29 protein-coding genes are annotated in these 26,112 nt (G+C 65.0%); 13 read left to right on the top strand and 16 right to left on the bottom strand.

The genetic code is table 11. The features are described from left to right. Positions 1 to 5 precede the first annotated feature (5 nt). Together ACVMDN_RS31340 and ACVMDN_RS31345 are read left to right on the top strand one after the other, a co-directional pair. Positions 6 to 719, top strand: coding sequence for a flagellar hook assembly protein FlgD (locus ACVMDN_RS31340; RefSeq protein WP_076830019.1), 714 nt, complete (start codon positions 6 to 8; stop codon positions 717 to 719). 376 nt (positions 720 to 1,095) lie between these two features. Further along, positions 1,096 to 1,299, top strand: a complete 204-nt coding sequence (locus ACVMDN_RS31345; protein WP_125459363.1) for a hypothetical protein — start codon at positions 1,096 to 1,098, stop codon at positions 1,297 to 1,299. Positions 1,300 to 1,408: 109 nt separating this feature from the next. Here the strand turns inward: ACVMDN_RS31345 and ACVMDN_RS31350 are convergent, their stop codons facing one another. The 4 genes from ACVMDN_RS31350 to ACVMDN_RS31365 form a co-directional block, all read right to left on the bottom strand. Next, complete coding sequence (locus ACVMDN_RS31350) at positions 1,409 to 1,753, bottom strand: DUF1236 domain-containing protein (protein WP_028333446.1); 345 nt, start codon at positions 1,751 to 1,753, stop codon at positions 1,409 to 1,411. 114 nt (positions 1,754 to 1,867) lie between these two features. After that, a complete protein-coding gene (locus ACVMDN_RS31355; protein WP_076830016.1) occupies positions 1,868 to 2,044 on the bottom strand; it encodes a DUF2934 domain-containing protein in 177 nt (58 codons plus the stop codon). Position 2,045: 1 nt separating this feature from the next. Further along, positions 2,046 to 2,231 carry a DUF3606 domain-containing protein gene (locus ACVMDN_RS31360; protein ID WP_028333447.1) on the bottom strand — a complete coding sequence of 62 codons (186 nt, stop codon included), beginning with the start codon at positions 2,229 to 2,231 and terminating at the stop codon, positions 2,046 to 2,048. A 134-nt stretch (positions 2,232 to 2,365) separates the two neighbouring features. Next, positions 2,366 to 2,884 carry a hypothetical protein gene (locus tag ACVMDN_RS31365; RefSeq protein WP_456843664.1) on the bottom strand — a complete coding sequence of 173 codons (519 nt, stop codon included), beginning with the start codon at positions 2,882 to 2,884 and terminating at the stop codon, positions 2,366 to 2,368. A 90-nt stretch (positions 2,885 to 2,974) separates the two neighbouring features. On the opposite strand from ACVMDN_RS31365, the gene ACVMDN_RS31370 reads away from it, so the two are divergent. Beyond that, a complete protein-coding gene (locus ACVMDN_RS31370; protein ID WP_456843665.1) occupies positions 2,975 to 3,196 on the top strand; it encodes a hypothetical protein in 222 nt (73 codons plus the stop codon). 197 nt (positions 3,197 to 3,393) lie between these two features. On the opposite strand, the gene ACVMDN_RS31375 is transcribed toward ACVMDN_RS31370, so the two are convergent. Next, entirely contained in the window at positions 3,394 to 4,371 is a 978-nt protein-coding gene (locus ACVMDN_RS31375) for a helix-turn-helix transcriptional regulator (RefSeq protein ID WP_057017331.1), read from the bottom strand. An 819-nt stretch (positions 4,372 to 5,190) separates the two neighbouring features. Here ACVMDN_RS31375 and ACVMDN_RS31380 point away from each other — a divergent pair. Continuing rightward, positions 5,191 to 6,411, top strand: coding sequence for an OpgC family protein (locus ACVMDN_RS31380; protein ID WP_076830014.1), 1,221 nt, complete (start codon positions 5,191 to 5,193; stop codon positions 6,409 to 6,411). Positions 6,412 to 6,470: 59 nt separating this feature from the next. Here ACVMDN_RS31380 and ACVMDN_RS31385 read toward each other — a convergent pair whose 3' ends face one another. Genes ACVMDN_RS31385 through mdcA form a run of 3 tightly spaced genes read right to left on the bottom strand, consistent with a single transcriptional unit; the run spans position 6,471 to position 10,212 of the window. Beyond that, entirely contained in the window at positions 6,471 to 7,250 is a 780-nt protein-coding gene (locus tag ACVMDN_RS31385) for an alpha/beta fold hydrolase (protein ID WP_076830013.1), read from the bottom strand. 34 nt (positions 7,251 to 7,284) lie between these two features. After that, positions 7,285 to 8,544, bottom strand: a complete 1,260-nt coding sequence (locus ACVMDN_RS31390) for a malonyl-CoA decarboxylase (RefSeq protein ID WP_083715111.1) — start codon at positions 8,542 to 8,544, stop codon at positions 7,285 to 7,287. 12 nt (positions 8,545 to 8,556) lie between these two features. After that, positions 8,557 to 10,212, bottom strand: a complete 1,656-nt coding sequence (mdcA, locus tag ACVMDN_RS31395; protein ID WP_141342574.1) for a malonate decarboxylase subunit alpha — start codon at positions 10,210 to 10,212, stop codon at positions 8,557 to 8,559. Between the two features lie 81 nt (positions 10,213 to 10,293). Here mdcA and ACVMDN_RS31400 point away from each other — a divergent pair, with 81 nt between their 5' ends. The 7 genes from ACVMDN_RS31400 to flbD all read left to right on the top strand — a co-directional run bounded on the left by ACVMDN_RS31400 (position 10,294) and on the right by flbD (position 16,929). Then, complete coding sequence (locus tag ACVMDN_RS31400) at positions 10,294 to 11,154, top strand: LysR substrate-binding domain-containing protein (protein ID WP_076830010.1); 861 nt, start codon at positions 10,294 to 10,296, stop codon at positions 11,152 to 11,154. Between the two features lie 175 nt (positions 11,155 to 11,329). Then, complete coding sequence (gene sciP / locus ACVMDN_RS31405) at positions 11,330 to 11,605, top strand: CtrA inhibitor SciP (protein ID WP_002714638.1); 276 nt, start codon at positions 11,330 to 11,332, stop codon at positions 11,603 to 11,605. A 174-nt stretch (positions 11,606 to 11,779) separates the two neighbouring features. After that, positions 11,780 to 13,408 (top strand): flagellar basal-body MS-ring/collar protein FliF, encoded by a 1,629-nt coding sequence (gene fliF, locus ACVMDN_RS31410; protein ID WP_076830107.1) that lies wholly within the window; start codon positions 11,780 to 11,782, stop codon positions 13,406 to 13,408. A 1-nt stretch (position 13,409) separates the two neighbouring features. Continuing rightward, positions 13,410 to 14,495 carry a flagellar motor switch protein FliG gene (gene fliG / locus ACVMDN_RS31415; protein WP_018273552.1) on the top strand — a complete coding sequence of 362 codons (1,086 nt, stop codon included), beginning with the start codon at positions 13,410 to 13,412 and terminating at the stop codon, positions 14,493 to 14,495. Beyond that, positions 14,495 to 15,118 carry a FliH/SctL family protein gene (locus ACVMDN_RS31420; protein WP_018273553.1) on the top strand — a complete coding sequence of 208 codons (624 nt, stop codon included), beginning with the start codon at positions 14,495 to 14,497 and terminating at the stop codon, positions 15,116 to 15,118. The genes fliG and ACVMDN_RS31420 overlap by 1 nt, the downstream gene beginning before the upstream one ends. Before the next feature lie 20 nt (positions 15,119 to 15,138). Then, positions 15,139 to 15,489, top strand: a complete 351-nt coding sequence (gene fliN, locus ACVMDN_RS31425; protein WP_028333458.1) for a flagellar motor switch protein FliN — start codon at positions 15,139 to 15,141, stop codon at positions 15,487 to 15,489. A gap of 54 nt (positions 15,490 to 15,543) precedes the next feature. Then, a complete protein-coding gene (gene flbD / locus ACVMDN_RS31430; protein ID WP_076830007.1) occupies positions 15,544 to 16,929 on the top strand; it encodes a sigma-54-dependent transcriptional regulator FlbD in 1,386 nt (461 codons plus the stop codon). A gap of 39 nt (positions 16,930 to 16,968) precedes the next feature. On the opposite strand, the gene ACVMDN_RS31435 is transcribed toward flbD, so the two are convergent. Next, entirely contained in the window at positions 16,969 to 17,124 is a 156-nt protein-coding gene (locus ACVMDN_RS31435; protein WP_028333460.1) for a hypothetical protein, read from the bottom strand. Positions 17,125 to 17,293: 169 nt separating this feature from the next. Here ACVMDN_RS31435 and ACVMDN_RS31440 point away from each other — a divergent pair, with 169 nt between their 5' ends. After that, positions 17,294 to 17,671 carry a hypothetical protein gene (locus ACVMDN_RS31440; protein ID WP_016844337.1) on the top strand — a complete coding sequence of 126 codons (378 nt, stop codon included), beginning with the start codon at positions 17,294 to 17,296 and terminating at the stop codon, positions 17,669 to 17,671. A gap of 26 nt (positions 17,672 to 17,697) precedes the next feature. On the opposite strand, the gene ACVMDN_RS31445 is transcribed toward ACVMDN_RS31440, so the two are convergent. The 7 genes from ACVMDN_RS31445 to ACVMDN_RS31475 form a co-directional block, all read right to left on the bottom strand. Then, entirely contained in the window at positions 17,698 to 18,288 is a 591-nt protein-coding gene (locus tag ACVMDN_RS31445; RefSeq protein WP_016844336.1) for a flavin reductase family protein, read from the bottom strand. Between the two features lie 7 nt (positions 18,289 to 18,295). Next, a complete protein-coding gene (locus ACVMDN_RS31450; RefSeq protein ID WP_076830004.1) occupies positions 18,296 to 19,135 on the bottom strand; it encodes an ATP-binding cassette domain-containing protein in 840 nt (279 codons plus the stop codon). An 8-nt stretch (positions 19,136 to 19,143) separates the two neighbouring features. Next, on the bottom strand, positions 19,144 to 19,890 hold the full coding sequence (locus ACVMDN_RS31455) for an ABC transporter permease subunit (RefSeq protein WP_057017321.1): 747 nt from the start codon (positions 19,888 to 19,890) through the stop codon (positions 19,144 to 19,146). 158 nt (positions 19,891 to 20,048) lie between these two features. Then, positions 20,049 to 21,230 (bottom strand): FMNH2-dependent alkanesulfonate monooxygenase, encoded by a 1,182-nt coding sequence (gene ssuD, locus ACVMDN_RS31460; protein WP_141342576.1) that lies wholly within the window; start codon positions 21,228 to 21,230, stop codon positions 20,049 to 20,051. Further along, entirely contained in the window at positions 21,212 to 22,165 is a 954-nt protein-coding gene (locus ACVMDN_RS31465) for a sulfonate ABC transporter substrate-binding protein (RefSeq protein WP_076830001.1), read from the bottom strand. Before ACVMDN_RS31465 ends, ssuD begins: the two co-directional genes overlap by 19 nt. Positions 22,166 to 22,205: 40 nt before the next feature. After that, the gene (locus ACVMDN_RS31470; RefSeq protein ID WP_141342577.1) at positions 22,206 to 23,153 is read right to left on the bottom strand and encodes a sulfonate ABC transporter substrate-binding protein; all 948 of its coding nucleotides are present in this window, start codon (positions 23,151 to 23,153) and stop codon (positions 22,206 to 22,208) included. A gap of 216 nt (positions 23,154 to 23,369) precedes the next feature. Beyond that, positions 23,370 to 24,575 (bottom strand): LLM class flavin-dependent oxidoreductase, encoded by a 1,206-nt coding sequence (locus tag ACVMDN_RS31475; RefSeq protein ID WP_076829994.1) that lies wholly within the window; start codon positions 24,573 to 24,575, stop codon positions 23,370 to 23,372. A 218-nt stretch (positions 24,576 to 24,793) separates the two neighbouring features. Between ACVMDN_RS31475 and ACVMDN_RS31480 the strand changes: the two genes are divergently transcribed. Then, on the top strand, positions 24,794 to 25,903 hold the full coding sequence (locus tag ACVMDN_RS31480) for an ATP-dependent DNA helicase (protein WP_057017316.1): 1,110 nt from the start codon (positions 24,794 to 24,796) through the stop codon (positions 25,901 to 25,903). The last annotated feature ends 209 nt before the right edge of the window (positions 25,904 to 26,112 follow it).

The raw sequence follows: 26,112 nt of genomic DNA on the forward strand, positions 1-26,112 counted from the left end.
TCACCATGGCAGTCGATGCAACCATGCCGACGCCCGTCGTCTCAGCACCGGGCACCAGCAACGGAACGAACTCTGGAAGCAGCAGCGGCAGCGGCCTGACGACCTCCTCGCAGGGCATCGCCGACAATTTCCAGACCTTCTTGACGCTGCTGACCACGCAATTGCAGAACCAGAACCCGCTCGACCCGCTCGACACCAACCAGTTCACCCAGCAGCTGGTGCAGTTCGCGGGCGTCGAGCAGCAACTGAAATCCAACGATCAGCTGAAGTCGCTGATCGAGATCGAGAAGAGCGCGCAGTCGACCCAGGCGCTGGTCTATGTCGGCAACACAGTCGCGGTCGACGGCAGCAAGACCCAGTTCGACAAATCCGCGACCTGGAATCTAGTGTCCCCGCAAGCCACCAGCGCCACCATCACGATCACCAGCGCGACCGGCCAGACCGCCTATTCCGGCAATTTCAGCCTGAAGCAGGGCAACGCCAGCTTCGTCTGGGACGGCAAGGGCAATGACGGCACGCAATGGCCGGCCGGCTCCTACACGCTGACCGCCACCGGCAAGGATTCCAAGGGCAACCCGATCGCCATCTCGACCGAGGTGCAGGGCGTTGTCGACTCCGTCGACCTGACCGCCTCCCCGCCGCTGCTCTCGATCGGCGGGCAGACCTATACCACCGACAAGATCAAGCGCGTGGTGCGCGGGGCGACTGGCTCGAGCTGAGCACATTGCCACGATCCGTAGCTGCGCTTTGAGCGGGCGACCGCGCACACCACACTTTATCGTCGTCCTGGCGAAAGCCAGGACCCATAACCACTGCATTTGGTAATGAACGGGATCGTGGCCCCAGCGTCGCGCAACAATTGAGAGTTGGGGTAATGGGTCCGGCTTTCGCAGGGACGACACTGAGTGTGTGGCGCGGTTTTTGTGGTCACACGATCGCATTCTCGCGACATGATTTGCCCGAGCTTTGCTGTTCGTTCCGCCTTCACTGTTGTAGGGCGCGCAGGGAAAAGCCGGGTGCCGATCGCGACGGTTCCATGCTATAGCCACATCACTTGGCTGCTTGCTGTGGGGCTCGACAATGCCGATCAATCGCTTGCTGAAGACGGGCGAATACACGCCGGAGCAAATCGAGCTCTTCAACAGGGCGTTCAGCTTGGCGCTGCATTCGATGGGTCTGGTCGATCGCAACGATCCGCTTTGCGAGATCGTGGCCCGCAAGGTCATCGAGATCGGCAAGACCGGCGCCCTCGACGCGAAGGGCGTCGCGGAAGCGGCTGTGGCCAGCATCGGTCTCTGACGGCCGACGCGGTCGATGGCCGCTGACGGAACGGCGCTTGCCCGCGGATCGGACGTTCCGGCTGAGCGCGGGCCGCCGCCGTTGCAGGCGGCCCGCCATCAGAGCGGCCTCACTCGACTTCCTGCACGACCGTACGGGTGTCGGGATCGACCAGCATCACGCGCTGGCCGGTATAGACATAGCGATATCTGGTGAGCGACGGACCCCAATCGGCAGGCACCGCTTCAAGCTCGACCTCGCGCGGCACAGGCGAGCCGACGACGATCCTCTCCCGCGTCTCGACGGGACGGATCTTGTGTTCGGTCACATAGCTGTGGATTCGCGTGCGATATTGCGGCTCGATCTGCACTGTGGCGGCATGTCCGGCACCGGTCGTGCCGACAATCGTGCTCTGGGCAAAAGCGCCCGTCGACGCCAATACGGCGGCAACAGAAATCAGAACCAGCTTCTTCATAACGTCCTCCTCACCGCTCCATGCGGCGTTTCGAGAACCGCGACAGAATGGCAATGTTCCTAACGGAGGATCCCGATCAATCGCGTTGCCGGCGCGCTCCTCGCGCCAAGGCGTTCATCCGGGAATCGACGTCTTGTTCGGCTGGTCCAGTGTTGGCGCGTCCGGACTTTCGCTCTCCGCATTCAGCTCGACCTCGGCCGCGTGCCGGAATTCCTCGTCCCTGCCGTCGGGCTTTCCGGCCTTCTCCCAGAGCTGCCGCGCGTAGTCCCGGATCTGCTGTTCGGTGGCCATGTCATTCCTCGGGAATTCCGAGCTCCTTGCGAACCGTCACGGCCGAGTCACCGACCTTCTCGACGGCTTTACGCAGCTGTTCGCGCGACACGCCGAGGGCATGTGTCCAGCATCTCACCTGAAGCAGATCGTGCATGTTGATCTTCGATCGATCGAACTGCTCTTTCCTGGTCAGGCGCTTCGTCACTGAACTTCTCGCGTCAACCGCTCGGCCTGAGCCTCGGCCGTTGCTGGCGATCCAATCTTCCGGACAGCCATTTGTTCCTTTCTTGGATGGATCGGTCGTCACCCCTCGGAGGAACATTCTCCGCGAGCGATACTTCAGTCGTGAGAGGCAGCGGGCGGCAGCACGAACAAAGGTAAGCCATGACAGGCATTGCAGACAGGATCGGCGGACGGGTCAAGCAGCTCATCGCCGAGATCATCAACGATGGCAGGCTTGCCGAGGAAGGCGCGCAGCAGATCAAGAAGGCCGAGAACGCGCCGCCCGCGAAGCCGTTCGGCAATTTGGACAAGCTGACCTAGATGCCCAGATACTTCTTCCATCTCGCGGGCGACATCCCCGCACACGACGTCGTCGGTCACGACTGTGCCGACGACAAGGACGCCCAGGATCACGGCAGCTTCATCGCTCACCGGATCGGGACTGAAAAGCCGGAGATGGTTCGCGACGGCAATTTCATTTCGGTTCGCGATGCGGGCGATAGCGAGCTCTTCCGCATCCCGCTGGCTTCGACGAGCGTCTGACGGGGAGTGATCGTTCTCATCTCGGCTCGGCTCGCTTCCCGCAGACCGACGCTGCCGGCCGATGTCCGGCATTCCTTGGCCGGCCCGCCGCATGGTGCTCTCAAGGACGCGACCAGGACAGGCCACGCCCCGCCGTTCAATAGGAACAAACGACGACGAGCGCGGTTCGGACCTACATCAGGGTTGAAAACACCAATTGCACACATGAAACGCCGTAATCGCTTCAAGCAAACCACGACGCTCGCATACCGCCTCATTCAGCTGGAGGAAGCGGCCCGCGCGAGGGCTTCGCATCTGCCTCCCGGCACCGAGCGGGAACGACTTCTCAAGAAGGCCCGCGAGGCCGAGCGCGCCGTCCAGATCGACCAATGGCTCGCCACTCCGGGAGCAGAGCCGCCACCATAGCGCTTCGATTCACATAAGTTGTGTCGATTCACATAAGCTAATGCGCGCACAGCCGCGAGAGGCGTTCGAGGCTCGGGCCCGCCCCAACGTCGGGTTTTGCCCCAACGAGACTTGCAGCCGGCCTCAACCCACCTCGCCCTTCGCTCCGGAGCGCCCCCAGGCAGCATCTCGCGCACATGCCGATCAGGGGCGGCGGCTCAGTGAGAGCCCTTTCGTGCGAGCCGCACACCGCGTGGCGAATCGCCGAAGCGGGCTCGGAACAGACGGTTGAAATGCGAAACATCCGAGAAACCGACCTCGAGCGCGATATCGGAAATTCGCCGACGGCCGGCATCTGGCTCGGTGAGCAATTTGAGCGCCCGCTGGAGGCGCAATTCATTCAAGCGCTCGGTGAACGACGGGCCTGATGACGCCATCAGGCGCTGCAGATAGCGCGGCGAGATGCCCTGGCCACGCGCAACCGTTTGAACGTTGAGCCCGGGCTCCTCAAAGTGTGCGGCGATGTAGTCGAGCATAGCACGATGCCGCGCAGCGACGACGGCGCTCGCGCTGCTCTCGCCCAACGCAGCACACTCGCCGATCGCGAGCGCGATGAGATCGTGGATATGGGTCACGACTGTATCGCGAAGCTTCGGCGCGCTCAGCGCTTTCGTCTTAAGCACCGATTTCAGATATGAGATGAACAGTCGGAATGCTTCTGTCCGGTGGCAAATCGGCCGCATGACCAGACCTTCGACGTCGGTCACGCGCTGCGCAAGCGCCTCGCGCGGCACGGCCAGGCCGAATTGCAACCCGTCGATATAGGTGACGCTGGCGGGCTCGGAATGCAGAATTGCAATTGCGTCGCCGGCGCGAAAATCGGCGTCCCGGCCGCGCTGCGATAGCTGACATCTGCCCGGAGAGCAGAAGATGACCCCGATGGAGTCATCGCCATCGGCAAGGTTCGCCTGCAAACGCTTGAACCGCATCGACGTGCCCTTCAGCGCCAGCATGCGCAAACCCTGAACCGCTCGCAGCGACGCATCGGCCTGGAATGAAACGTTCGATAGAGGCTCGATATCGGCGTGCACGATGCATCGGCCAAAGTGCTCGCGCCAGAGCGGGATACGAATGCGTTCCGGAAGCTCGCACGTCGAAAATCGATACGATGCGAAATTGGCTGCGTCCATCGGCATGGGGACCTCCAGCCTTCACAAAACGTCGGAATGAAATGTTGCGGCACTCCACAATCGGTATCTGCATTTTGCGATTCACGCACCGGTCTTCGCCCGATCCGTGCGCATGAGTCCAAGAAGCCACGTTACCGGTCTGCTAGTCTTGTTCGCCTGTGATTGATGCTGATGTGAACTAATTCACTTGGTGGTCAAAATATTACGTATATAATGACATCATGAAAATCGCGGCAAATTTCCCTTTTAAGAAGAAGCAGTCGCGATCGCTCTATTTGTAATTGCTGCCATCGGATCCGTTTCAAACATTCCTGGCAGAGTATAGCGCAAATCAGTGTCATGCCCCTGTACGCGGTCTCCTGGCTAAGTCGCCACGCGCAGGTCATTCAGTAGGACGACTGATATCGATTTTGGTTGCGTCGGACTGCCTGCGGCACTGTCGGTTATCGCCGCCGGTTGAAATGGTCGAAATCTGTCACGTGGGAAAGTCAACCTGGTGATCAAGAAGGCGTTCGATCATGTCCATCATATTCGACATGCTTTATCGTGAATACTGTCGTGCCCGCCTCGCCGAAATGCGAAAGCAGCATTTGTTGCCGGACATCGGCGACGTCGCGCAGGCGGCGCCGTCGGAGGATAGCGATCCACCCGGCCCCCGTGATTGCGGATGGCCGGCGGAAGCGCCGCCAACCCTCGGGTAGCCGCAACGCATAATCATACAGGTTGACCGGAGGCTAGTCCGGCACGCGCACGCCTCGGAGCACCCGAGCGTCTCATGGACCTGGGTCCGATGAGGCCGCGCGCGCCCGCCAGACAGATCGACAGATGCACGATCGAACCCGCAGCTCGAAGCGATTGCTCGGCGAGACCCCGCCGGAGTTCAGATCGACCGGCCGCGACCCGCGCATCGATGTCTGTCGCGGAATCGCGTTGTGGTGGATCTTTCTCGATCACATTCCAGACAACGTCGGAAGCTGGCTGACCCTGCGCAACTACGGCTTCTGCGATGCCGCCGAAATCTTCATGTTCATCTCGGGCGTCACCTGCGCCCTGGCCTACGGCAGAGCGCGTCAGCGCGACGGCTGGCGCGGCATGATCGGCCGTTCGCTGCGGCGAGGATGGGATATTTATGCCGCCTTTCTGCTGCTGACGCTCGCCTGCGCGATCGTCGTCTACCTCGCGGGCAGCGATCGCCTCGCCGACGACAGCAATACGCGGGTTCTGTTCGAACGTCCGGGCGCAGCGCTTGCGCACGCCGCGGTGCTGCAATTCCACCCTGTCAATACCGACGTGCTGCCGGTCTTTGTGATCTGTCACGTGTTGTTCGCACCGCTGCTGTGGCTGCTGCTGCGAGCGCCGAACCTGGCGCTTGGTCTTTCGATGTCGCTTTACGCGCTGGTGCACGTCTTCGGCTGGAGCATTCCTGCCTGGCCCGACGGCGTCTGGTTCTTCAACCCGCTGGCCTGGCAGCTTCCGGTCGTGCTGGGCGCATGGTACGTCATCGAGGGAAGGACCATCCAGGGATGGCTGAAGTCGCGCCCTGCGCTTGTTCTGTCTGCGCTCTATCTTGTGTTCGGCCTCGTCGTTGCGCTGGGCCACGGCATCAAGCCGCCGCTGCTGCCGCAGGCGCTGACGGATCTGCTGTTTCCGATGGACAAGTCGAATTTGAGCCCGTTGCGGCTGCTGCATTTTCTGGCACTTGCCATCGTGGTGTCATGGCTCGTTCCAGCGGGCTGGCAGGGACTGACGACGCCGATGCTGCGCAGCGCGAGGCGTTGTGGCGAGAACTCGCTGCCGATCTATTGTCTCGGCGTCCTGCTGGCGCTCGCCAGCCAATGCGACCTGTTCGACATCTCGAACCGGCTCTCGATGCAGATCGGACTCAGTCTTGCCGGTGTCCTTGTGATGGTCGCGGTCGCGGCGCTGCTGAACACGCTCGGCACCAAGCGCGCCCGGCCGCCGGATGTCGATGCCGCCGGACATGATCTTGTGCCGCGCGCCGGCGATCGCGGCATCTTCGACGGTCATGGCGCGCATATCCTTTAAATCGCGTGATCGTGCGCGGGAGAAGCGGATGCTCTTCCACGCACGGCTGGCGCCGACGCTCAGCTCGACTGCCGCGCGGCGTCGAGGATCAGCCGCGCGATCGCGTCGGGCTGCGAGATCAGCGCGAGATGGCTGGCCTTCACCTCGATCGTGGTGGCGCCCATCCGCTTGGCCATGAAACGCTCGAGATCCGGATTGATGGTGCGGTCTTCGGTCGAGACGGCGTAGTAGCTCGGCTTGCTGCGCCAGGCCGCATGGCTGGTCTTGCCGGCCAGCAGTTGCTTTTGGAACGGCTGCTGCACGGCATAGAGCACCTTCGCCTTCGCCTCCGGCAGGTCGCCGGCGAAATCGCGCAGGAACGCTTCTTCGCCGAGCCGACCCTCGTCGCCGTCGAACACGATGCCGGCGCTCGCTGGCGGCGTCGGATAGGTCTTGGCCAGCGCGGTGTAATCCTCGTCCGCATCGGGTGCGCGCGCCGCGACATAGACCAGCGCCGAGACATTCGGATGCACGCCGGCCTCGGTGACGATCATGCCGGAGAAGGAATGACCGACCAGCACGGTCGGACCATCCTGGCGATCGAGCACCCGCTGCGCGGAGGCAACCGCTTCAGGCAGCGTGGTCAACGGATTCTGCACCGACGTGACGTTGAGCCCGGCGGCCTGCAGCCGCGGAATGACCTCGGACCAGCAGGAGCCATCGGCGAACAGGCCGTGCACCAGCACGACGTTGCGCGCCTTGACCGGCGGCGTGGTGGCGGCCATGCCGCGCGTGGACACCAATGAAGCCGCGGCTCCAGCGAGCAAGGCGGTCGAGAAGGCGCGTCTGTTCATCATCATGTTACTGCTCCGTTGTTGTATGCTGAGTTGAAAATCAGAGAAGCGCGTCCACCTGCGGTGAACGGACAATCTCTCCTACGCGCGCAAAGGCCTCATGGTTACGCTCGATGCTGTCGTGATCGTAAAGATAGTTGACCATGATGCCGAAGGATTCCGCCATCGCGCGGTCGGCCGTGTTGCCGAGCCAATTGATCCGCTCCAGCCGGGCACCGTTGCCGAGATGGAAGCGCGCCACCGGATCGATGCGATTTCCTGACGCCGGCGAGCGCGTGAGATATTGCGCGCACAGCTTCATCAGGACCGGACGCCAGGTCTCGCAGGTCGCCGCGTCGTGCCACCAGCCCTCGCGCTCCAGCTCGCGCAGCATCGCGACCTCGTTGCCGCCGGATTGCGGCTGCTGGCTGAGCCAGCGCCGGAAGCCCGGGATCGGCGACAGCGTGGAGAAGTGCTTCAGCTGCGGGAATTCCGTTTGCAGCTCCTCGACCACCTGCTTGATCAGGAAATTGCCGAACGACACGCCGCGCAGTCCGTCCTGGCAGTTGGAGATCGAATAGAAGATCGCGGTGTCGGCATGCGCGGCCCTGAGGCCTGCGCTGTCTTGATCCGCATCCTGCACCAGCAGCGGTGGCACGGCGGTGGCCAATCCCTGCACCAGCGCGACCTCGACGAAAATCAGCGGCTCGCCGGGCAGCGCGGGGTGGAAGAAGGCAAAGCAGCGGCGGTCGGGCGCAAGGCGGCGGCGCAGATCGTCCCAGCCCTTGATCTCGTGCACCGCCTCATGGGCGATCAGCTTCTCGAGCACGGCGGCCGGCGACTGCCAGTCGATGCGGCGAAGCTCGAGGAAGCCGCGATTGAACCATGAGACGAACAGATGCTTGAGATCGGCATCGAGCAGCTTCAGCTCCGGTTCGGAGCCGAAACGGCCGGCGATCTCGCTGCGCATCGCGATCAGGCTCGCCGTGCCGCCGGGCGCCATGTTCATCCGCCGCAACACCTCCTGGCGCGGCGGATCCGCGGCGTCGGCCAAATCGGCCGCGGCCGCCGCGGTGCCGTCGGCAAGATAACGCTTCGCCGCATCCTGCAGCGCCGCCGCGTCGGGCTGAAACGCGCTCGCCAGATAACGTTGAAAGCCGTGCCGGCCGGTGGCATCGAGCGCGCGCATGGTCTGCTGCAATTGGCGCGCGATCAGGGCGCCCGACGCTTCGCCGCGCTCGGACAACAATGCCGCGGCGAGTTGCCTCGCTTTGTCGAGTGAGGCCGGTGGACCGCCTGGGATGTGCTCGGCGTGGGTCATGGGAGCCTCCTTCTAGCGGCGGAATTTGGCAGGCGGCACGTAGAGGCCGCCCGATGCAGTGACGAGGTCGTCGATCGATTTCGCGGCGAGCCAGTCGCGCGTCGCCGTCTCGACGTCGAGGCCGAGATCGGACGGCAGCATCACGATGCCGCGGCGGCGCAGGCCGTCGGTCGTCCCGGCGTCCTGCCGCCGGCCGAACTCGGTGTCGCCGGCGACCGCGCGCAGGGCGGCCTCGCGCTCCTGCGGCGAGCGGCAACGCAACAGGTTGCAAACGCCGCGTTCGGTGATCACGTGGCTGACATCGTCGCCATGGATCATGACCGGCGGCAGCGCAAAGCCGGCCGAGGCCGCGAGGTCGAACGCGTCGAGGCGCTCGACGAAGCTCGGCGCGCCGTTCGGCTGCCAGGTCTGGACCATCTGCACCACGAGCTTGCGGCCGCGCAGACGCTCGCCTGCTTCCTCGCCGGCACGCAACCAGGCAACGCTGTCGTGGCGTCGGCCGCGCGGATCGGCGCCCATGTTCGGCGCGCCGCCGAAGCCCGTGATGCGGTCCTTGGTGGCGGTCGAGCTGTTGCCCTCGGGATCGATCTGCAAGGTGCCGCCGACGAACAGGTCGCAGGCATATTGTCCGGCGACCTGCGCCAGCGCGCGGTTGGAGCGCAGATTGCCGTCGGCGCCGACCGGAAACACGTCGGGACGGCTGGCGACAAATCGCTCCATGCCGAGCTCCGAGCCGAAGCAATAGACGTTGTCGACGAAGCCGGCTTCGATGGCGGGGATCAGCGTCGGATGCGGGTTGAGCACGAAATTCCGCGCGACCTTGCCCTTCAGCCCGCGCTTGGCGGCAAAGGTCGGCAGGATCAGCTCGATCGCCGCGGTGGCATAGCCGATGCCGTGATTGAGCCGTGTCACCTGATAAGGCTCATACACCGCCGATATCGCCATCATCGCCATCAGGACGTTCTCGTCCCTGACCTTGGCGGGATCGCGCGTGAACAGCGGATCGATCGCATACGGCTTCGGACCGGGCACCACGACATCGACCCAGTCGCCGGGGATGTCGACGCGCGGCAGACGATCGACGATCTCGTTGACCTGCGCCACGACGACGCCACCGCGGAACGCCGCGGCCTCGGCGATGGTCGGCGTGTCCTCGGTGTTCGGACCGGTGTACAGATTGCCGTCGCGATCGGCCTTGTCGGCCACGATGAGCGCAACCTGCGGCGTCAGGTCCACCAGCATCCGCGCGTAAAGCTCGAGATAGGTATGGATCGCACCGATCCGCAGCGCCTTGGCGGCAACGAGCTCGGCAAGGCGGCGGCTCTGCGGGCCGGCAAAGGCGAAGTCCAGGCGGTTGGCGATGCCGCGCTCGAACACCGCGAGATGATCGGGAAGCGCCAGCACCGACTGCACCATGTGCAGATCATGCACCCGCGACGGGTCCACCCCGGCGAGGCACGCGGCCAGGAAGTCCGCCTGCTTCTGGTTGTCGCCCTCGAGCGCCACCCGGTCGCCGGATGCGATGACCGCCTCGAGCAGCTCGACCGCGCGGTCGGTCGGGCAGACCTTTCCGTTTGTGCCGCAGACAGTTCGCGCGCGCGCCAGGCGCGCCGTGCGATCGGTTCGTGGTGTCGTCTCCGACATGATGGCCTCTCCTTGCTTGATCATCTGAAGCGAAGGTAGGCGGGGCGGAATTGATAATAGAAACGATATTCTATAATATGATTGATTACAGATATGGATTAATCGATGCTCGACCTCGAACTTTTGCGGGCCTTCGTCGCGGTCGCCGATTGCGGCGGCTTCCACCGCGCCGCCGAGCAATTGCATCTGACCCAGTCGACCATCAGCCAGCAGATCAAGCGGCTCGAGCTCGAGACCCGGCGGCCGCTGTTCCGGCGCACGACGCGCAGCGTCGCGCTGACCGACGAAGGCGAGATGCTGCTCGGCGATGCGCGGCGTTTGCTGCAGCTCGAGGAAGCGGCGCGGCAGCGGCTGGTGGCGCCGCGGCTGTCCGGCTCGGTTCGTCTCGGCGTGGTCGAGGAAGTCGCCGGCGGCTCATTGCCGTCGGCGCTGGGCCGCTTCGCCGCGCTGCATCGCGGGGTCAAGCTCGAGGTGCAGATCGGTGTCAGCGCCGAACTGATCGAGCAGCTCGATGCGGGCCGGCTCGACCTGGTGTTCGCCAAGCGGCCGCTCGGAACGTCGAAAGGCCGTCTGGTGTGGCGCGAACCGCTGGTGTGGACCGCGGCGGAAACGTTCGATCTCGTTCCCGGCGCGCCGCTGCCGCTGGCGCTGTACCGCGAACGATCGGTGTCGCGCGACGCCGCACTCTCCGCGCTGCGCGACGGCGAGCTCGGCTGGGAGATCGTCTATACCAGCCCGAGCCTGACCGGCGTCCGTGCCGCCGCCGTCGCGGGACTTGCCGTCACCCCGCTGCCGCTCAGCGCGGTCACCACGGGCCTGCGCGTTCTCGGAATTGGCGACGGCCTGCCGCCGCTTCCCGATCTGGAATTCGCCATCTACGAGAAAGGACGGCCGGACAAGGCCGCGGAGGCGCTCGCCGACGCCTTGCTGACGCTGGCGCGCGGTCCCCTGCGCCCCACGATCTGAGCGCGCCGAACCGCGAATTGCGCCGCGCGCCGGTGTGCCTGCCGGCGGGCAGACCCGCCTGTTCCCGGCCGTTCCAACGAGATTCGTATTGAACGCTTGGGCTTAGGCAAATTTTAAACCGGGAGGCGTAGCTTACCCCTTGCGAGTTCAGTGGTTGAGAGTTTGTGAGTACGCCATGACAGAACCCCATCGCCCGAGGGTGAAATACGTCATCGGGCCTGACGGCAGCCCGTTAACGATTGCGGATTTGCCGGCCCCCGGTACCAAACGGTGGGTCATCCGCCGCAAGGCCGAAGTCGTCGCTGCGGTCCGCGGCGGCCTGCTCTCCCTCGAGGAGGCCTGCAGCCGCTACACATTGACCGTCGATGAATTCCTTTCCTGGCAGTTCTCGATCGACCAGCACGGTCTGGCCGGGCTGCGCACCACCCGAATCCAGCAATATCGGCAGTAATTCGGCGCCGATCCTGTGGCATTTGACGAAAACCGGCCTCGCCTTGCGAAGCCGGTTTTTTTCATGTCCGCGATTTTGCCGCGGTCCTTAACCTTCGTTAACCATATGGAAACCATACCCTAGGCAATATTTGCCCAGTCGGACCCGCGCGGGCCGAATCCCTGGGGGCCGTTGGTGCAAAGTCTGGTTGCTTTCCTGAGAGGTCTTGGTGCGGCCCGCCTCGCGGCCATGGTTGCGGTCACCGCGGCTCTGATCGGCTTCTTCGCCTTCGTCATCATGCGCGTCACGACGCCACAGATGACCACCCTCTTCACCGACCTGTCGACCGAGGATTCTTCTGGAATCATCAAGGAGCTGGAGCGCCAGGCGATCCCGTTCGAGCTGCGCAATGACGGCGCTGCGATCATGGTGCCGAAGGACAAGGTGACGCGGCTCAGGATGAAGCTCGCCGAGGGCGGCATGCCCAAGGGCGGCGGCGTCGGCTACGAGATCTTCGACAAGTCGGATGCCCTGGGCACCACGAGCTTCGTCCAGAACATCAATCATCTGCGGGCGCTGGAGGGCGAGCTCGCCCGCACCATCCGCGCCATCGACCGCGTCCAGGCCGCGCGCGTCCATCTGGTACTGCCGGAGAAGCCGCTGTTCTCGCGCGAGACGCCTGAACCATCAGCTTCGATCGTGCTCAGGGTGCGCGGCGCGCTGGAGCCGCAGCAGATCCGGGCGATCCGCCACGTCGTCGCCTCCGCGGTCAACGGGCTGAAGCCGCAGCGGGTCTCGATCGTCGACGAGGCCGGGCAACTGCTCGCCGACGGCGCCCAGTCCGATGCCGACGCCGCGGTCGGCGACGAGCGCCGCGCCGCCTTCGAGAAGCGGATGCGCAAGCAGGTCGAGGACATCGTCTCCTCGGTGGTCGGCGCCGGCCGCGCCCGCGTCCAGCTCTCCGCCGACTTCGACTACAACAAGATCACCCAGACCTCGGACAAGTTCGATCCCGAAGGACGGGTGCTGCGCTCGACCCAGACCCGCGAGGAAAGTAGCCTCACCGCCGACAATTCCGGCCAGGTCACCGTCGCCAACGAGCTGCCGGGCAGCCAGAACCAGGACAACGCCGCCCGCGCCCGCGACCAGAGCAAGAAGAGCGAAGAGACCAACAATTACGAGATTTCCCGCACCACCAAGACCGAGGTGACCGAGGCCGGCCGCGTCAACCGCATCTCGGTCGCGGTGCTGGTCGACGGCAGCTACTCCAAGAACGAAAAAGGCGAGCTGGTCTATCAGGACCGCACCAAGGAGCAGCTCGACCGCATCGCCGCTTTGGTCCGCTCCGCGATCGGCTTCGACCAGAAGCGCGGCGACCAGGTCGAGGTCGTCAACCTGCGCTTCGCCGAGCCGCCCGCCGCGCAGCCGATCGCCGAGCCGACCGGCCTGCTCGGCATGCTGCAGTTCACCAAGGATGACGTGATGTACGTCATCGAGCTCGGCGTCATGATGATGCTCGGCCTCGTCGTGCTGTTCATGGTGGTCCGCCCGCTGGTCAAGCGCATCGTGGCGGCCGACGTCATTCCGGCGCTGACCGGCGCGGGCATGCCCGCGCTGGCGCAAGCCCATGCCGAGAGCGCCGCAACGCCGGGTCAGGCGCTGATCCCGAGCGGCAGCGGCGCAGCGCAATTGATCGACGTCGCCCAGATCCAGGGCCAGGTCCACGCCCAGGCCGTGCACCGGGTCGGCGAGCTCGCCGAACGCAATCCGAACGAAACCGTCTCCATCGTCCGTCAATGGCTGAGCGAGCCGGTAGAGAACTGACATGGCCGCCGTACCCCAGACCACCAACGCCAACGACATCGCCACCGTCCTCTCGACGCTGGCGAACCGGCAAAGCGCCCGGCCCAAGGGCAAGCCGCTACCCGGCCCCAAGCGCGCGGCAATCCTGATGCTCGCACTCGGCGAGCAGTATGGCGGCAAGATCTGGTCGATGCTCGACGACGAGGAAGTCCGCGAGCTGTCGGTCCACATGTCGACCCTCGGCACCGTCGAAGCCGACGTGGTCGAGGACTTGATGCTGGAATTCGTCTCGCGGATGTCGGCCTCCGGCGCGCTGATGGGCAATTTCGACGCCACCGAACGGCTGCTTCAGCAATACCTGCCGGCCGAGCGCGTCTCCGGCATCATGGACGAGATCCGCGGCCCGGCCGGCCGCAACATGTGGGAGAAGCTCTCCAACGTGCAGGAAGAGGTGCTCGCCAACTACCTCAAGAACGAATACCCGCAGACCATCGCCGTGGTGCTGTCGAAGCTGAAGCCGGAGCACGCCGCGCGCGTGCTCGCGATCCTGCCCGAGGACATCGCCCTCGACGTGGTCGGCCGCATGCTGCGGATGGAAGCCGTGCAGAAGGAAGTCATCGAGCGCGTCGAGCAGACGCTGCGCACCGAGTTCATGTCGAACCTGTCGCAGACCCGCCGCCGCGACGCCCATGAGGTGATGGCCGAGATCTTCAACAATTTCGACCGCCAGACCGAGACCCGCTTCATCACCTCGCTGGAAGAGGAAAACCGCGAATCCGCCGAGCGCATCAAGGCGCTGATGTTCACCTTCGACGATTTGATCAAGCTCGATACCGCCTCGGCCCAGACGCTGATGCGCAACATCGACAAGGACAAGCTCGGCGTCGCGCTGAAGAGCGCCAACGAGGAGGTACGCAGCTTCTTCCTCGGCAACATGTCCTCGCGCGCCGGCAAGATGCTGATGGACGACATGGCCGCGATGGGCCCGGTGCGGCTGCGCGACGTCGACGAGGCGCAGGCGCTTCTGGTCAACCTCGCCAAGGATCTCGCCGCCCGCGGCGAGATCACGCTGACCAAGAACCGCGCCGACGACGAGCTGGTGTATTGATGGCCGCGCCCGCAAAATTCCTGTTCGACACGGATTTCTCGGCGCCGGACCGCGCACGCGAACGCGCGCCGACGCCGGCCGAGGTCGCGCAGAAGGTCGCCGACGCCGAGGCGCGGGCCTATCGCGCCGGCTACGAGGCCGCGCTGCGCGAGGCCAAGGTCGAGAGCGACCGCCGCGCCGCGCAGGCGTTGGAGGAGATCGGCACCGCGATCAAGGGCATCGCGGCGCGCTTCGCCGGCATCGAGACGCGGATGGAGACCGAGGCGGTGGACGTCGCGGTGGCGGTCGCCCGCAAGCTTTGTTCCGAGCTGATCGCGCGCGAGCCGCTCGGCGAGATCACCGCGCTGGTCTCCGACTGCTTCTCGCATCTGGTGGCGACGCCGCATCTCGTGGTCCGCATCAACGACGCGCTCTACGAGGCGGCGCATGACAATATCGAGCGGATGGCGGCGCATTCCGGCTTTCAGGGCCGGCTGGTGATCCTGGCCGAGCCGACGATTGCGACCGGCGACTGCCGGATCGAATGGGCCGATGGCGGCGTCGTGCTGGAACGCGCCGCGATCGAAGGCAAGATCAACGAACTCGTCGGGCGCTATCTGGCGTCCCGCGGCCAGGCCGGCTGAAGGCGATTGAGGGCTGAACCATGACCGACACCGACACCCAAGTCCCGCTTCCCGATCTCAACTCCGCCGACGCGCCCACCATCGACGACATCGGCTACAACGAAGACGAACATGCCGCGCGCATCGCGGCCGATCTCGAGGCCGTGTTCGACGTGCCGGTGCAGGTCTCGGCGGTGCTTGGCCGCTCCAAGATGGACGTCGGCGACCTCTTGAAGCTCGGACCGGGCACCGTGCTTGAGCTCGACCGCCGCGTCGGCGAGGCGATCGACATCTACGTCAACAACCGCCTGGTGGCACGTGGCGAAGTGGTGCTGGTGGAAGACAAGCTCGGCGTGACCATGACCGAAATCATCAAGGCAGAACGCTCTTAACAACTCAGGCGGTCACGCGCGGGACCTGCGCGACCAGACGAACAGGAGATCATCATGCGGCTTCTCATCGTTGGCACCCTGAAGGGCCAGCTCACGACCGCGACCAAGATCGCGATGGACAACGGCGCCTCGGTGACCCACGCCGAGGCCGCCGAACAGGCGATGAACGTGCTGCGCGGCGGCAAGGGCGCCGACCTCCTGCTGGTCGATGTCGGCCTCGACATCCGCGACCTCGTGATGCGGCTCGAAGCCGAGCACATCCACGTGCCGATCGTCGCCTGCGGCATCTCCAACGACGCCCGCGCCGCGGTCGCCGCGATCCATGCCGGCGCCAAGGAATACATCCCGCTGCCGCCGGACCCCGAGTTGATCGCAGCGGTGCTGGCCGCGGTCGCCAATGACGCGCGCGATTTGATCTACCGCGACGAGGCGATGGGCCGGGTGATCAAGCTGGCGCAGCAGATCGCGGGCTCGGACGCCTCCGTCATGATCACCGGCGAGTCCGGCACCGGCAAGGAAGTGCTGGCGCGCTACGTCCATTCCCGCTCGGCCCGCGCCAAGCGGCCGTTCATCTCGATCAACTGCGCCGCGATCCCCGAGCACCTCCTTGAATCCGAGCTGTTCGGCCATGAGAAGGGCGCCTTCACCGGCGCGGTCGCCCGCCGCATCGGCAAGTTCGAGGAAGCGACCGGCGGCACGCTGCTGCTCGACGAAATCTCCGAGATGGACGTGCGGCTGCAGTCCAAGCTGCTGCGCGCGATCCAGGAGCGCGTGATCGACCGCGTCGGCGGCACCAAGCCGGTCCCGGTCGACATCCGCATCATCGCGACCTCGAACCGCAACCTCTCGGAGGCGGTGCGCGAAGGCACCTTCCGCGAGGACCTGCTGTTCCGCCTCAACGTCGTCAACCTGAAGATTCCGCCGCTGCGCGACCGCCCGGCCGACATCCTCGAGCTGGCGCAGCACTTCGCCAGGAAATATGCCGAGGCCAACGGCATGCCGGTGCGTCCGATCTCGACTGATGCCCGCCGCGTCCTGACCGCGAACCGCTGGCAGGGCAACGTCCGCGAGCTCGAGAACACTATCCATCGCTCGGTCCTGATGGCGCAGGGCGACGAGATCGGCGCTGACGCGATCCTGACCCCCGACGGCGACCGCCTCGACCTTGCCAAGACCGCGCCCGCGGTCGCGCACGCTACGCTGGCCGCCGAGCAGGTCACCCGCGCGCTGGTCGGCCGCACCGTCGCCGATGTCGAGCGCGACCTGATCCTGGAAACGCTGAAGCACTGCCTCGGCAACCGCACCCATGCCGCCAACATCCTCGGCATCTCGATCCGCACGCTGCGCAACAAGCTGAACGAATATGCCGACGGCGGCATCCCGATCACCCCGGCCGGCAATGGCGCGCCCGACTATCAGCGCATGGCGAACGCCGGCTGAGAAACCCTGGTGGCGGCAAGTCCCGCCGCTTGCCTCGCCTCACGAATAGCTGGGCGCGTCGGGCTTGCGGAAGATCCGGATCGGATCGCCCGGCGTGATGTCGCGGCCCGTGAACGTCACATAGGCATAGAGCGCGAGATAGGCGACGGCGATCGCACCGACGATGTAGAACAGCCAGGTTCCCACGCGCTTCATCCAACGATCACCTCTCCGAAACATCCGCGCCATTTAATGCGCCGATTGGGAAAGCGCCACGGCCAACGTGCCGCGCCGGCCTCGGCGCCGTTCATCCCTTGAATCTTGCGGCAGGTTGCCTTATTCAATCTCCTATTGCGTTTACATTATTAGACAACTGGAGAGTGATATGGCCCTTTATGCGCAGACCAGCGGCACCCTGTCCACGACCTCCGCGACTTTAACGCCGATGCAAGGCCTCAGCCTGACGATTCCGGAGGGCGTCGGCACCACCGCGATCATCACCCTTAACGTTCCGAATCCCTACGCCACGGGCAACGATATTCCGGGCGGCGTGTTCGGAGTCACCGTCAATGGCACGGTCTCGCCGGTCGTCGCAAGCTTCACCTATAACGAGACCCCGTCGAGCTTTGGCCGTATCCCGACCACACTCGTCGTTGGCATTCCGCTGGCCAATGCAGCTCAGACCGTCCAGGCTGTATGGGCTGGCGTCCGCGGCAGCAATGTGATCATCGACAGCCCGGCATCGCTGAGCGCAGTTTTCTAAAGTCCGATCCGGATAAGCACGGCGCGCTAACGCGGCCCTCGCACATGAACATGACGCGACGGCAGGCTGACCTCAGCCAGCCGTGCGGCGTCTTCCTCATGGTCGATCGCGACATACTCGCCGTGCCAATACGCCAGCGCGGCGGTACGCTCGGACGCAATCACGTCGAGCACGCGGCCGATGACGATCACGTGCGAATGCCGTTCGATGGTCTCCTCGACCTCGCAATCAACCGCGGCAAGCGCGCCGACCAGCAGCGGGACGCCTGACGCACGCGTCGTCCACTCGGCTCCGGTGAAGCGGTCCGCGCCCTTCAGGCCGCCCTTGCCGGTGAAGCGCTCGGCGATGTCGCGCTGATCCGCGGCCAGGATGTTGACGCCGAACACGCCGTGGCGCGCGATCAGCGGCCATGACGAGGCCGCCCGGTTGATGCTGACGATCAAGGACGGCGGCTCGACCGACAGCGACGACACCGAGGTCACCGTCATTCCCGAGATATCCTTGGCCCGGCCGGCCGTGATCACGCTGACGCCGCCGGTGAGGTGACGCATCGCGCCGCGGAATTCGGCGGCCGCAACCGCGGGCTCGATCGAAACATTGCGGACGACGGAATTCATGGCGACCTCACAGACTGTCTTCGCTGCCTTCGAGCAGATGCTTCAGGATCTCGCCCTCCAGCGCAGCGAGTTCGGCCGACCCGCGCCGGCGCGGCCGCGGCAGGTCGATCGCGACGTCCTCGGCGATGCGGCCGTCCTCGATGACCAGCACGCGGTCGGCGAGCGCGACCGCCTCGGCGACGTCGTGCGTCACCAGGATCGCGGTGAAGCCCTGATCGCGCCAAACCCGTTCCAGCAATTGCTGCATCGAGATCCGGGTCAGCGCGTCGAGTGCGCCGAGCGGTTCGTCGAATGCCAGCACGCGGGGCTGGCTGACCAGCGCCCGCGCCAGGGCGACGCGCTGCTTCTGCCCGCCCGAGAGCACCGACGGCCACTGCGTGCGCTTGTCGCCGAGTCCGACCTCGACCAGCGCGCGCTCGGCGCGCGCCTGTGCGTCGGCGGAGGCACGCTCGCGCCCCAGCCCGACCTCGACATTGGACAGCACCCGCGCCCAGGGCAGCAGCCGCGGCTCCTGGAACATGACGCGGACGTCCTGCGCCCGCGGCGGCTCGCCGAACGCGATGCTTCCCGCCGTCGGCGCGTCGAGGCCGGCGATCAGACGCAGCAGCGTGCTCTTGCCGCAGCCGCTGCGGCCGACGATCGCGACGAACTGGCCGGCCGGGATGTGCAGGTCGATGCCGCGCAGCACCTCGTTGTCGCCGAACGCCTTGCGCAGGCCGCGGATGGTCAGCGACAGGCCGCGGGCCGCGCCTTCCGGCACGCGCCGCAACTGTCTCGCCTTCACGACGATCTCGGTGCGGTCGACCGGCTCGGCTTCAGCGGTTTCGAAACGAAGCGCTTCTTGCATTCTCATTCTCACTTCTTCTGGAAGGCGGGATGCCACGACAGGGTCAGCCGCTCCAGCGCCCGCGAGGCGCTGTCGGCGAGCTTGCCGAGCAAGGCGTAGATCAGGATCGAGAGCACGACGACGTCGATCAACATGAACTCGCGCGCCTGCATCGCCATGTAGCCGAGGCCCGACGAGGCCGCGATGGTCTCGGCGACGATCAACGTCAGCCACATGATGCCGAGCGCGAAGCGCAGCCCGACGAAGATCGAGGGCAGCGCGCCCGGGAAGATCACCCGGCGGAACAGCTCACCGTCGGTCATACCGTAGATGCGGCCCATCTCGATCAGCTGCGGATCGACGGTGCGGATGCCGTGCAGCGTGTTGAGATAGATCGGAAAGAACACGCCGAGCGCAACCAGGAACAGCTTTGCCGACTCGTCGATGCCGAACCACAGGATGACGAGCGGGATCAGCGCCAAATGCGGAATATTGCGCACCATCTGCAAGGTGGTGTCGGTGAGTTTTGCCGACAGCTGCGACAGCCCGTTGGCGAGACCGAACGCAAAGCCGATGCCGCCGCCGATCAAGAAGCCGATCGAGGCGCGCCAGAAGCTGACCCAGATGTTGCGGACCAGTTCGCCGGACAGCAGCAGCTTCCATCCCGCCACCGCCACGTCAGTCGGCGCCGGCAACACCCGCGAGGGCACGTAGCCGGTGACGCAGGCAAGCTGCCACACCAGCACGATCGCCAGCGGCACGATCCAGGGGATCAAGCCATCGACCTTCGGGAGTTTCGGCGCGCTGGAGCTGTTTCCGTTCCGATGGGATCGGAACGGAGCTCCAGATTTTTGTTTTGACGCGTTTTCTTCACGCGAACCGGCATCCACTTCGCTCGAAAACGCTTTGCGGCGCGGGAGACTGTCGATGAGACTCATGATTGCGATGCCTGCTTCTGCGGACGGTAGTCGTTGCCGATAGTCTCGCCGAACGGCCCGGTGTTGACGCGGATCGGCGTCACGTTGCCGCCCTGCGCCAGCGACAACAGCGGGAACACCAATTCGGCGAAGCGATAGGCTTCCTCGAGATGCGGGTAGCCCGACATGATGAAGGTATCGACGCCGATCTCCTGATACTCCTTGATCCGCGCGGCGACGGTCTCGGGATCGCCGACCAGCGCGGTGCCGGCCCCGCCGCGCACCAGGCCGACGCCGGCCCACAGGTTCGGGCTGATCTCGAGCTGGTCGCGGCGGCCGCCATGGAGCTGCGCCATGCGCTGCTGGCCGACCGAATCCATCCGCGCAAAGATCTTTTGCGCGGCGGCCACCGTGTCGTCGGTGACGTACTGGATCAGCTCGTCGGCGGCGCGCCACGCCTCCGCGTTGGTCTCGCGCACGATCACATGCAGGCGGATGCCGAACGAGAGCTTGCGGCCGCGCTGCGCCGCTACCGCCTTCACCTTGGCGATCTTCTCGGCGACCTGCGCCGGCGGCTCGCCCCAGGTCAGATATTTGTCGACGGTGTCGACCGCGACGTCGATGCCGGCATCCGAGGAGCCGCCGAAATACAGCGGCGGCCGCGGCGACTGCACCGGATTGAACAGCAGGCGGCCGTCCTCGATCCTTATGTGCTTGCCTTCGACATTGACGGTCTTGCCCGCCAGCAGATCGCTGTAGACGTTGAGGAACTCGCGGGTCACCGCGTAGCGTTCGTCATGATCGAGGAAAATGCCGTCGCCCTTGTTCTCGATCGGATCGCCGCCGGTGACGACGTTGATCAGAAGGCGGCCGTTCGACAGCCGGTCCAGCGTCGCGGTCATCCGTGCGGCGACGCTCGGCGACTGCAGGCCGGGCCTCACCGCCACGAGATAGCGCAGGCGTTCGGTCCAGGGCGCAACAGCCGACGCCACCACCCAGGAATCCTCGCAGCTCCGCCCGGTCGGCAGCAGCACGCCGTAATAGCCGAGCTGGTCCGCGGCCTGCGCGATCTGGCGCAGATAATTGAAGTTCACCTCGCGGCCGCCGATCGACGTGCCGAGATAGCGGCTGTCGCCGTGGGTCGGCAGGAACCAGAGGATGTTGGCGTTGGTTGGGTTGCTCACGTGCCCGGCCTCCATGCGACGTCGGAAATCTTGATTTGTTTCGGGATCAGGCCGAGCGCGAAGAACGTGTCGGCGACCTGCTGCTGGTCCGCGACCACTGCATCGGTGACCGGCTTGATGCCGTAGGCCTGCCGCTTCAACGCGACCTCGACCACCGGCACCGACAGGCCGATGCTCGGCGCCAGCTGCTCGGCAACGGCGTGGATATCGCCCTTGGCCCAGTCATCGACCTCGCTCAGCTGCGCCAGCACGAGCTCGACGATATTCGGATCGGCCTGCAGGAATTTCTTCGAGGCGAAGTAGAACTGATAGTTCGCAACGATGCCGGTGCCGTCGGCGACGGTGCGGGCGCCGGTCGCAGCCTCCGCCGCGGCCTGGAACGGATCCCAGATCACCCAGGCATCGACGGCGCCGCGCTCGAACGCCGCGCGCGCATCGGCCGGCGCCAGGAACACCGGCTCGATCTCGGAATATTTGACGCCGGCCTTCTCCAGCGCCTTCACCAGCAGATAGTGGACGTTGGAGCCCTTGTTCAGCGCGACCTTCTTGCCCTTCAGGTCAGCGACCGACTTGATCGCGCTGTCCTTCGGCACCAGGATCGCCTCGCCCTTCGGCGCCGGCGGCTCATAGGCGACATACTGGATCGGCGCGCTGGCGGCCTGCGCGAAGATCGGCGGCGCCTCGCCGGTGTTGCCGAAATCGATCGCGCCGACATTGAGCGCCTCGAGCAGCGGCGGCCCGGACGGAAACTCGGTCCACACCACCTTGGTGCCGACCACCTTCAGCTTTTCCTCGAGCGAGCCCTTGCTCTTGAGCAGCACCAGCTTGCCGTATTTCTGGTAACCGATGCGGACGACCTTCTCCTGGCCGTAGGAGGCGCTGACGGTTGCGGCGACGATGCTGAGCGACAGCACCGCGCGAGCGACCCAGCGTCGAAATAAACGCGTCATGGGACTATCCTCTGCATTGAAATGACCAAACGCGCGCCGATCAGGTCTGGGGATTGCGCCAGACGATGTCGCGGATCGCGATCTGCTTCGGGATCAGGCCGAGCTTGAAGAAGCGGTCGGCGACGCCCTGCTGGGTCGCGATGATGTCGTCGGTCACGGGTCCGACCGAGAAGCCCGCCCGCTTCGCCGCGATGGTCTGGATATCGAGCGGCACGCCGGTGACGGCGGCGAGCGATTTGGCGACCTCATCGGGATGCGCCTGCGCCCATGCCGCGCTCGACGTCGTGACATCGACGATCTGCTGCAGGATCGCGCCGCGATTGCGGGCGAAGTCGCGGTTGGCGATGTAGAACGAATTGGTCTTGGTGATGTCGCGCGTCTTGACCAGAATGCGACCGTTCTGCCTGGTCTCGGCGATCGCGAAATACGGGTCCCAGATCGCCCAGGCATCGATGCCGCCATTGGCGAAGGCGGGACCGGCGTCCGGCGGCGTCAGATAGACCGGCGTGATGTCGTCATAGGTGAGCCCGGCCTTCTCCAGCGTCTGGATCACGACATTATGCGCGCTCGATCCCTTGGTGAAGCCGACGCGCTTGCCCTTGAGATCGGCAATTGACGCGATCGCCGAATTCTGCGGCACCAGGATGCCGGAGCCATTGATGATGGGCTGAGCCGCGGCATAGACGATGGCCGCGCCCGCGGCCTGCGCGAAGATCGGCGGGGAATCGCCGACCGCGCCGTAATCGACGCTGCCGACATTCATCGCTTCCATCATCGGCGGACCCGAGGAGAACTCGACCCATTTCACGCCGATGCCCTGCGGCTTGAAATGATTTTCCAAAGCCTCGCGCTGCCGCGTGATAACGAGCACGCCGTTCTTCTGGTAGCCGATACGAATTTCCTTCGCGTCCGCCTGCGCCTTCGCACCGCGTGACAGCGCGGCGGCGGCTGTGACGAGCGACAGCTGGAGGAACTCACGACGCTTCATTCCAAACTCTCCTGACGATCAAGCGCGCTATCGCGCTGCACGATCATGCGATGTCAGGATGATGGGGCGCGCGAATGAAGCTGTCGAGCACCGCACAAAAATAGCGATGCCCGCACTTCGGTGCAGGCATCGCGCGTGCCGTTTCTTTTAAAGCTCCGAGCGCGTGTAGCGAATTATTTTCTTCACGCGATCGCGAGGCGGCTGCGCATTAATTGATCAGCCCGCAGCTGCTGCCTTCGAGCCGACATTGACAGCGAGTTTACCATAGCGGTCGGTGAACGCCTGGGTGTCGATCTCCTCGAGCTGGATCGAGCCGTCGAGCACGCCCTTCTTCCAGGCCTCGTGCTCGGGATCGTGCTGGAACTCCGGCATCACTTCCTTCGCGAACAGCTCGAGCGACTCGCAGATGTGCTCATGGGTGTTCTTGCCGGCCTGGTTGAGCAGGATCACCTGATCGATATGCGAGGCGCGGAAGCGCCGCAGCTTCTTGCGCAAGGTCTCCGGCGAGCCGATCAGGCCGCCGCGCAGCGCGGCCTCCTGCGCCTCCGGATTGTCGCGCTTCCACTTGTTATACTCGTCCCACATGTTGACGGTGCCGGGCGCCGGCCGCTGCCGGTTCTGTGCCTGGCCGTAATAGCGCAGCGCGAACTGGAAGAAGGTTGCGCCGTCGGCGCGCCGGCGCGCTTCCTCGTCGGTCTTCGCGCACATGAAGAACGAGACCAGCGCCATGTTCGGATTGATCTCGTAGTCGGCCAGCTTGTTCAGCCGCTTGGTGATCGCGTTGTAATAGGCGTGCACCCAGGCATGCGCCGCCTCGGCGCTGACGAACTGAAAGCCGAGCGCGCCAAACCCGTTCTGCCCGGCGCGTTCGATGGTCGGCAATTGCGAGCATGCCATCCAGAGCGGCGGATGCGGCTTCTGCACCGGCTTCGGCACGACATTGCGCAGCGGGATATCGAAATACTTGCCGTGATGCTCGGTGCCGACCTTGTTGAACATCGGGAAGATCGCTTGCACGGCTTCCTCGAACACCTCGCGCTTGGTCTCCATGTCGCGGCCGAACGGCGTCAGCTCGGTGATCGAGGCGCTCTCGCCCATGCCGAACTCGCAGCGGCCGTTGCTCAGGAGATCGAGCACCGCGACCCGCTCGGCGACGCGGGCGGGATGATTGGTGGTGAGCTGGAAGATGCCGTGGCCGAGCCGGATGTTTTTGGTGCGCTGGCTCGCGGCGGCAAGGAAGGATTCCGGCGCCGGCGAGTGCGAATATTCCTCGAGGAAGTGGTGCTCCACGACCCAGGCGTAGTCGTAAGCGAGCCGGTCGGCGGTTTCCAATTGCGTCAGCGCGTTCTGGTAGAGCCTGAGCTCGTCGCCGTCGTTCCAGGGGCGCGGCAGTTGCAGCTCGTAAAAGATGCCGAATTTCATGGAGTCACTCCCAAGGTCGCTTGCTCGACCACTTGTCGTGGTCTCGACCGCTTGTTGTTTTGGGGCAGTCTAGTGGCGCTCCGGATCAAGTCTAGCCTTGGGGGCGAAACCCCAATTCCGCGCAGCGGGAGACGGCTTGATCGGAACGCATGAATGTTTAGCTTGTGCTGGCCTGAGTCGCGGCGCTATCGGTCGCGCGCTCACTCTTCCGAAAGCCCATGACCACCTTCACGCCGCATCAGGACACTGCGCTGAAAGCCGTCGCCGACTGGCTGAAGGCCAAGCCCGGCCAGAACGGCACGCCGCCGGTGTTCCGCCTGTTCGGCTATGCCGGAACCGGCAAGACCACGCTCGCCCGCCACATCGCCGAAGGCGTCGACGGCGAGGTGAAGTTCGCGGCCTTCACCGGCAAGGCGGCGCTCGTCATGCGCAACAAGGGCTGCGACAGCGCCTCCACGATCCATTCCCTGATCTACCGCGCCCGCGAGTCCGGCGTCGAGCAGCCGAGCTTCGAGCTCTGGGACGATGCGCCGGCATCAAAGGCCAAGCTGATCGTGATCGACGAGTGCTCGATGGTCGACGCCGAACTCGGCCGCGATTTGATGTCGTTCGACTGCCCGCTGCTGGTGCTCGGCGATCCCGCGCAATTGCCGCCGATCCAGGGCGGCGGCTTCTTCACCGATGCCGAGCCCGACGCGATGCTGACCGAGGTGCACCGCCAGGCGCAGGACGATCCGATCGTGCGGATGTCGATGGACATCCGCGAGGGCCGCGAGCTCGAGATCGGCCGCCATGGCGAGAGCGAGGTGGTGTCGCGCAAGGAGCTCGATCCGGACCGCGTGATGAGCGCCGACCAGGTGCTGGTCGGCCGCAACAACACCCGCCGCGCCTACAACATGCGGGTGCGGCAGCGGCAGAACATCGAGGATCCGCTGCCGGTCGCCGGCGACAAACTGGTCTGCCTGCGCAACAACCGCAAGAAGGGCCTGTTCAACGGCGGCCTGTGGCGGGTCAAGGCGCGCGCGCAGTCCAAATCCAGGATCATCACCATGCGCGTGATGCCGGACGAGGATTTCGGCTACAAGGTCACCAAGGTCTCGGTGCGCGGCGAGTGCTTCGACGGCGGCGTCGAGGGCGTGCCGTGGGAGCAGCGCAAGCCCTATGACGAGTTCGACTACGGCTATGTGCTGACCGTGCACAAGTCGCAGGGCTCGCAATGGGACGACGTCGTGCTGTTCGACGAGAGCTTTGCCTTCCAGGACTCGCGCGCGCGGTGGCTGTATACGGGGATCACGCGGGCGGCGAAGCGGCTGAGCGTGGTGGTGTGACGTGCCGCGCACTTGTAGACCCGTCATCCTGAGAGACCGTGAATGTATGACTCTCGATGACGCAACATACCCGATGTCGTCCCGGCGAAAGCCGGGACGACGGGAGGAGAATCCCCAGCATTTCCCTCACGAAACCGTGTGGCCGGCGCCGTAACAAAACGCCTCCTCGCCCGTATTTTGAAGCGTCGGAGCCACCCGGCCTGATTGGC

It is taken from the genome of Bradyrhizobium sp. USDA 4510 (genome assembly GCF_054059095.1).

Excerpts from the sequence above, each read along its gene's own strand:
- ssuD (WP_141342576.1), bottom strand. The coding sequence starts at position 21,230 with ATGGAGGCCGGGCACGTGAGCAACCCAACCAACGCCAACATCCTCTGG.
- ACVMDN_RS31465 (WP_076830001.1), bottom strand. The coding sequence starts at position 22,165 with ATGACGCGTTTATTTCGACGCTGGGTCGCTCGCGCGGTGCTGTCGCTC.
- flbD (WP_076830007.1), top strand. The coding sequence starts at position 15,544 with ATGCGGCTTCTCATCGTTGGCACCCTGAAGGGCCAGCTCACGACCGCG.
- ACVMDN_RS31445 (WP_016844336.1), bottom strand. The coding sequence starts at position 18,288 with ATGAATTCCGTCGTCCGCAATGTTTCGATCGAGCCCGCGGTTGCGGCC.
- ACVMDN_RS31400 (WP_076830010.1), top strand. The coding sequence starts at position 10,294 with ATGCTCGACCTCGAACTTTTGCGGGCCTTCGTCGCGGTCGCCGATTGC.
- ACVMDN_RS31435 (WP_028333460.1), bottom strand. The coding sequence starts at position 17,124 with ATGAAGCGCGTGGGAACCTGGCTGTTCTACATCGTCGGTGCGATCGCC.
- ACVMDN_RS31420 (WP_018273553.1), top strand. The coding sequence starts at position 14,495 with ATGGCCGCGCCCGCAAAATTCCTGTTCGACACGGATTTCTCGGCGCCG.
- ACVMDN_RS31390 (WP_083715111.1), bottom strand. The coding sequence starts at position 8,544 with ATGACCCACGCCGAGCACATCCCAGGCGGTCCACCGGCCTCACTCGAC.
- ACVMDN_RS31340 (WP_076830019.1), top strand. The coding sequence starts at position 6 with ATGGCAGTCGATGCAACCATGCCGACGCCCGTCGTCTCAGCACCGGGC.
- ACVMDN_RS31470 (WP_141342577.1), bottom strand. The coding sequence starts at position 23,153 with ATGAAGCGTCGTGAGTTCCTCCAGCTGTCGCTCGTCACAGCCGCCGCC.
- ACVMDN_RS31385 (WP_076830013.1), bottom strand. The coding sequence starts at position 7,250 with ATGATGATGAACAGACGCGCCTTCTCGACCGCCTTGCTCGCTGGAGCC.
- ACVMDN_RS31375 (WP_057017331.1), bottom strand. The coding sequence starts at position 4,371 with ATGCCGATGGACGCAGCCAATTTCGCATCGTATCGATTTTCGACGTGC.
- ACVMDN_RS31440 (WP_016844337.1), top strand. The coding sequence starts at position 17,294 with ATGGCCCTTTATGCGCAGACCAGCGGCACCCTGTCCACGACCTCCGCG.
- ACVMDN_RS31365 (WP_456843664.1), bottom strand. The coding sequence starts at position 2,884 with ATGCGGCGGGCCGGCCAAGGAATGCCGGACATCGGCCGGCAGCGTCGG.
- mdcA (WP_141342574.1), bottom strand. The coding sequence starts at position 10,212 with ATGATCAAGCAAGGAGAGGCCATCATGTCGGAGACGACACCACGAACC.
- ACVMDN_RS31450 (WP_076830004.1), bottom strand. The coding sequence starts at position 19,135 with ATGCAAGAAGCGCTTCGTTTCGAAACCGCTGAAGCCGAGCCGGTCGAC.
- ACVMDN_RS31480 (WP_057017316.1), top strand. The coding sequence starts at position 24,794 with ATGACCACCTTCACGCCGCATCAGGACACTGCGCTGAAAGCCGTCGCC.
- ACVMDN_RS31355 (WP_076830016.1), bottom strand. The coding sequence starts at position 2,044 with ATGGCCACCGAACAGCAGATCCGGGACTACGCGCGGCAGCTCTGGGAG.
- ACVMDN_RS31475 (WP_076829994.1), bottom strand. The coding sequence starts at position 24,575 with ATGAAATTCGGCATCTTTTACGAGCTGCAACTGCCGCGCCCCTGGAAC.
- ACVMDN_RS31380 (WP_076830014.1), top strand. The coding sequence starts at position 5,191 with ATGCACGATCGAACCCGCAGCTCGAAGCGATTGCTCGGCGAGACCCCG.
- fliG (WP_018273552.1), top strand. The coding sequence starts at position 13,410 with ATGGCCGCCGTACCCCAGACCACCAACGCCAACGACATCGCCACCGTC.
- fliN (WP_028333458.1), top strand. The coding sequence starts at position 15,139 with ATGACCGACACCGACACCCAAGTCCCGCTTCCCGATCTCAACTCCGCC.
- ACVMDN_RS31350 (WP_028333446.1), bottom strand. The coding sequence starts at position 1,753 with ATGAAGAAGCTGGTTCTGATTTCTGTTGCCGCCGTATTGGCGTCGACG.
- sciP (WP_002714638.1), top strand. The coding sequence starts at position 11,330 with ATGACAGAACCCCATCGCCCGAGGGTGAAATACGTCATCGGGCCTGAC.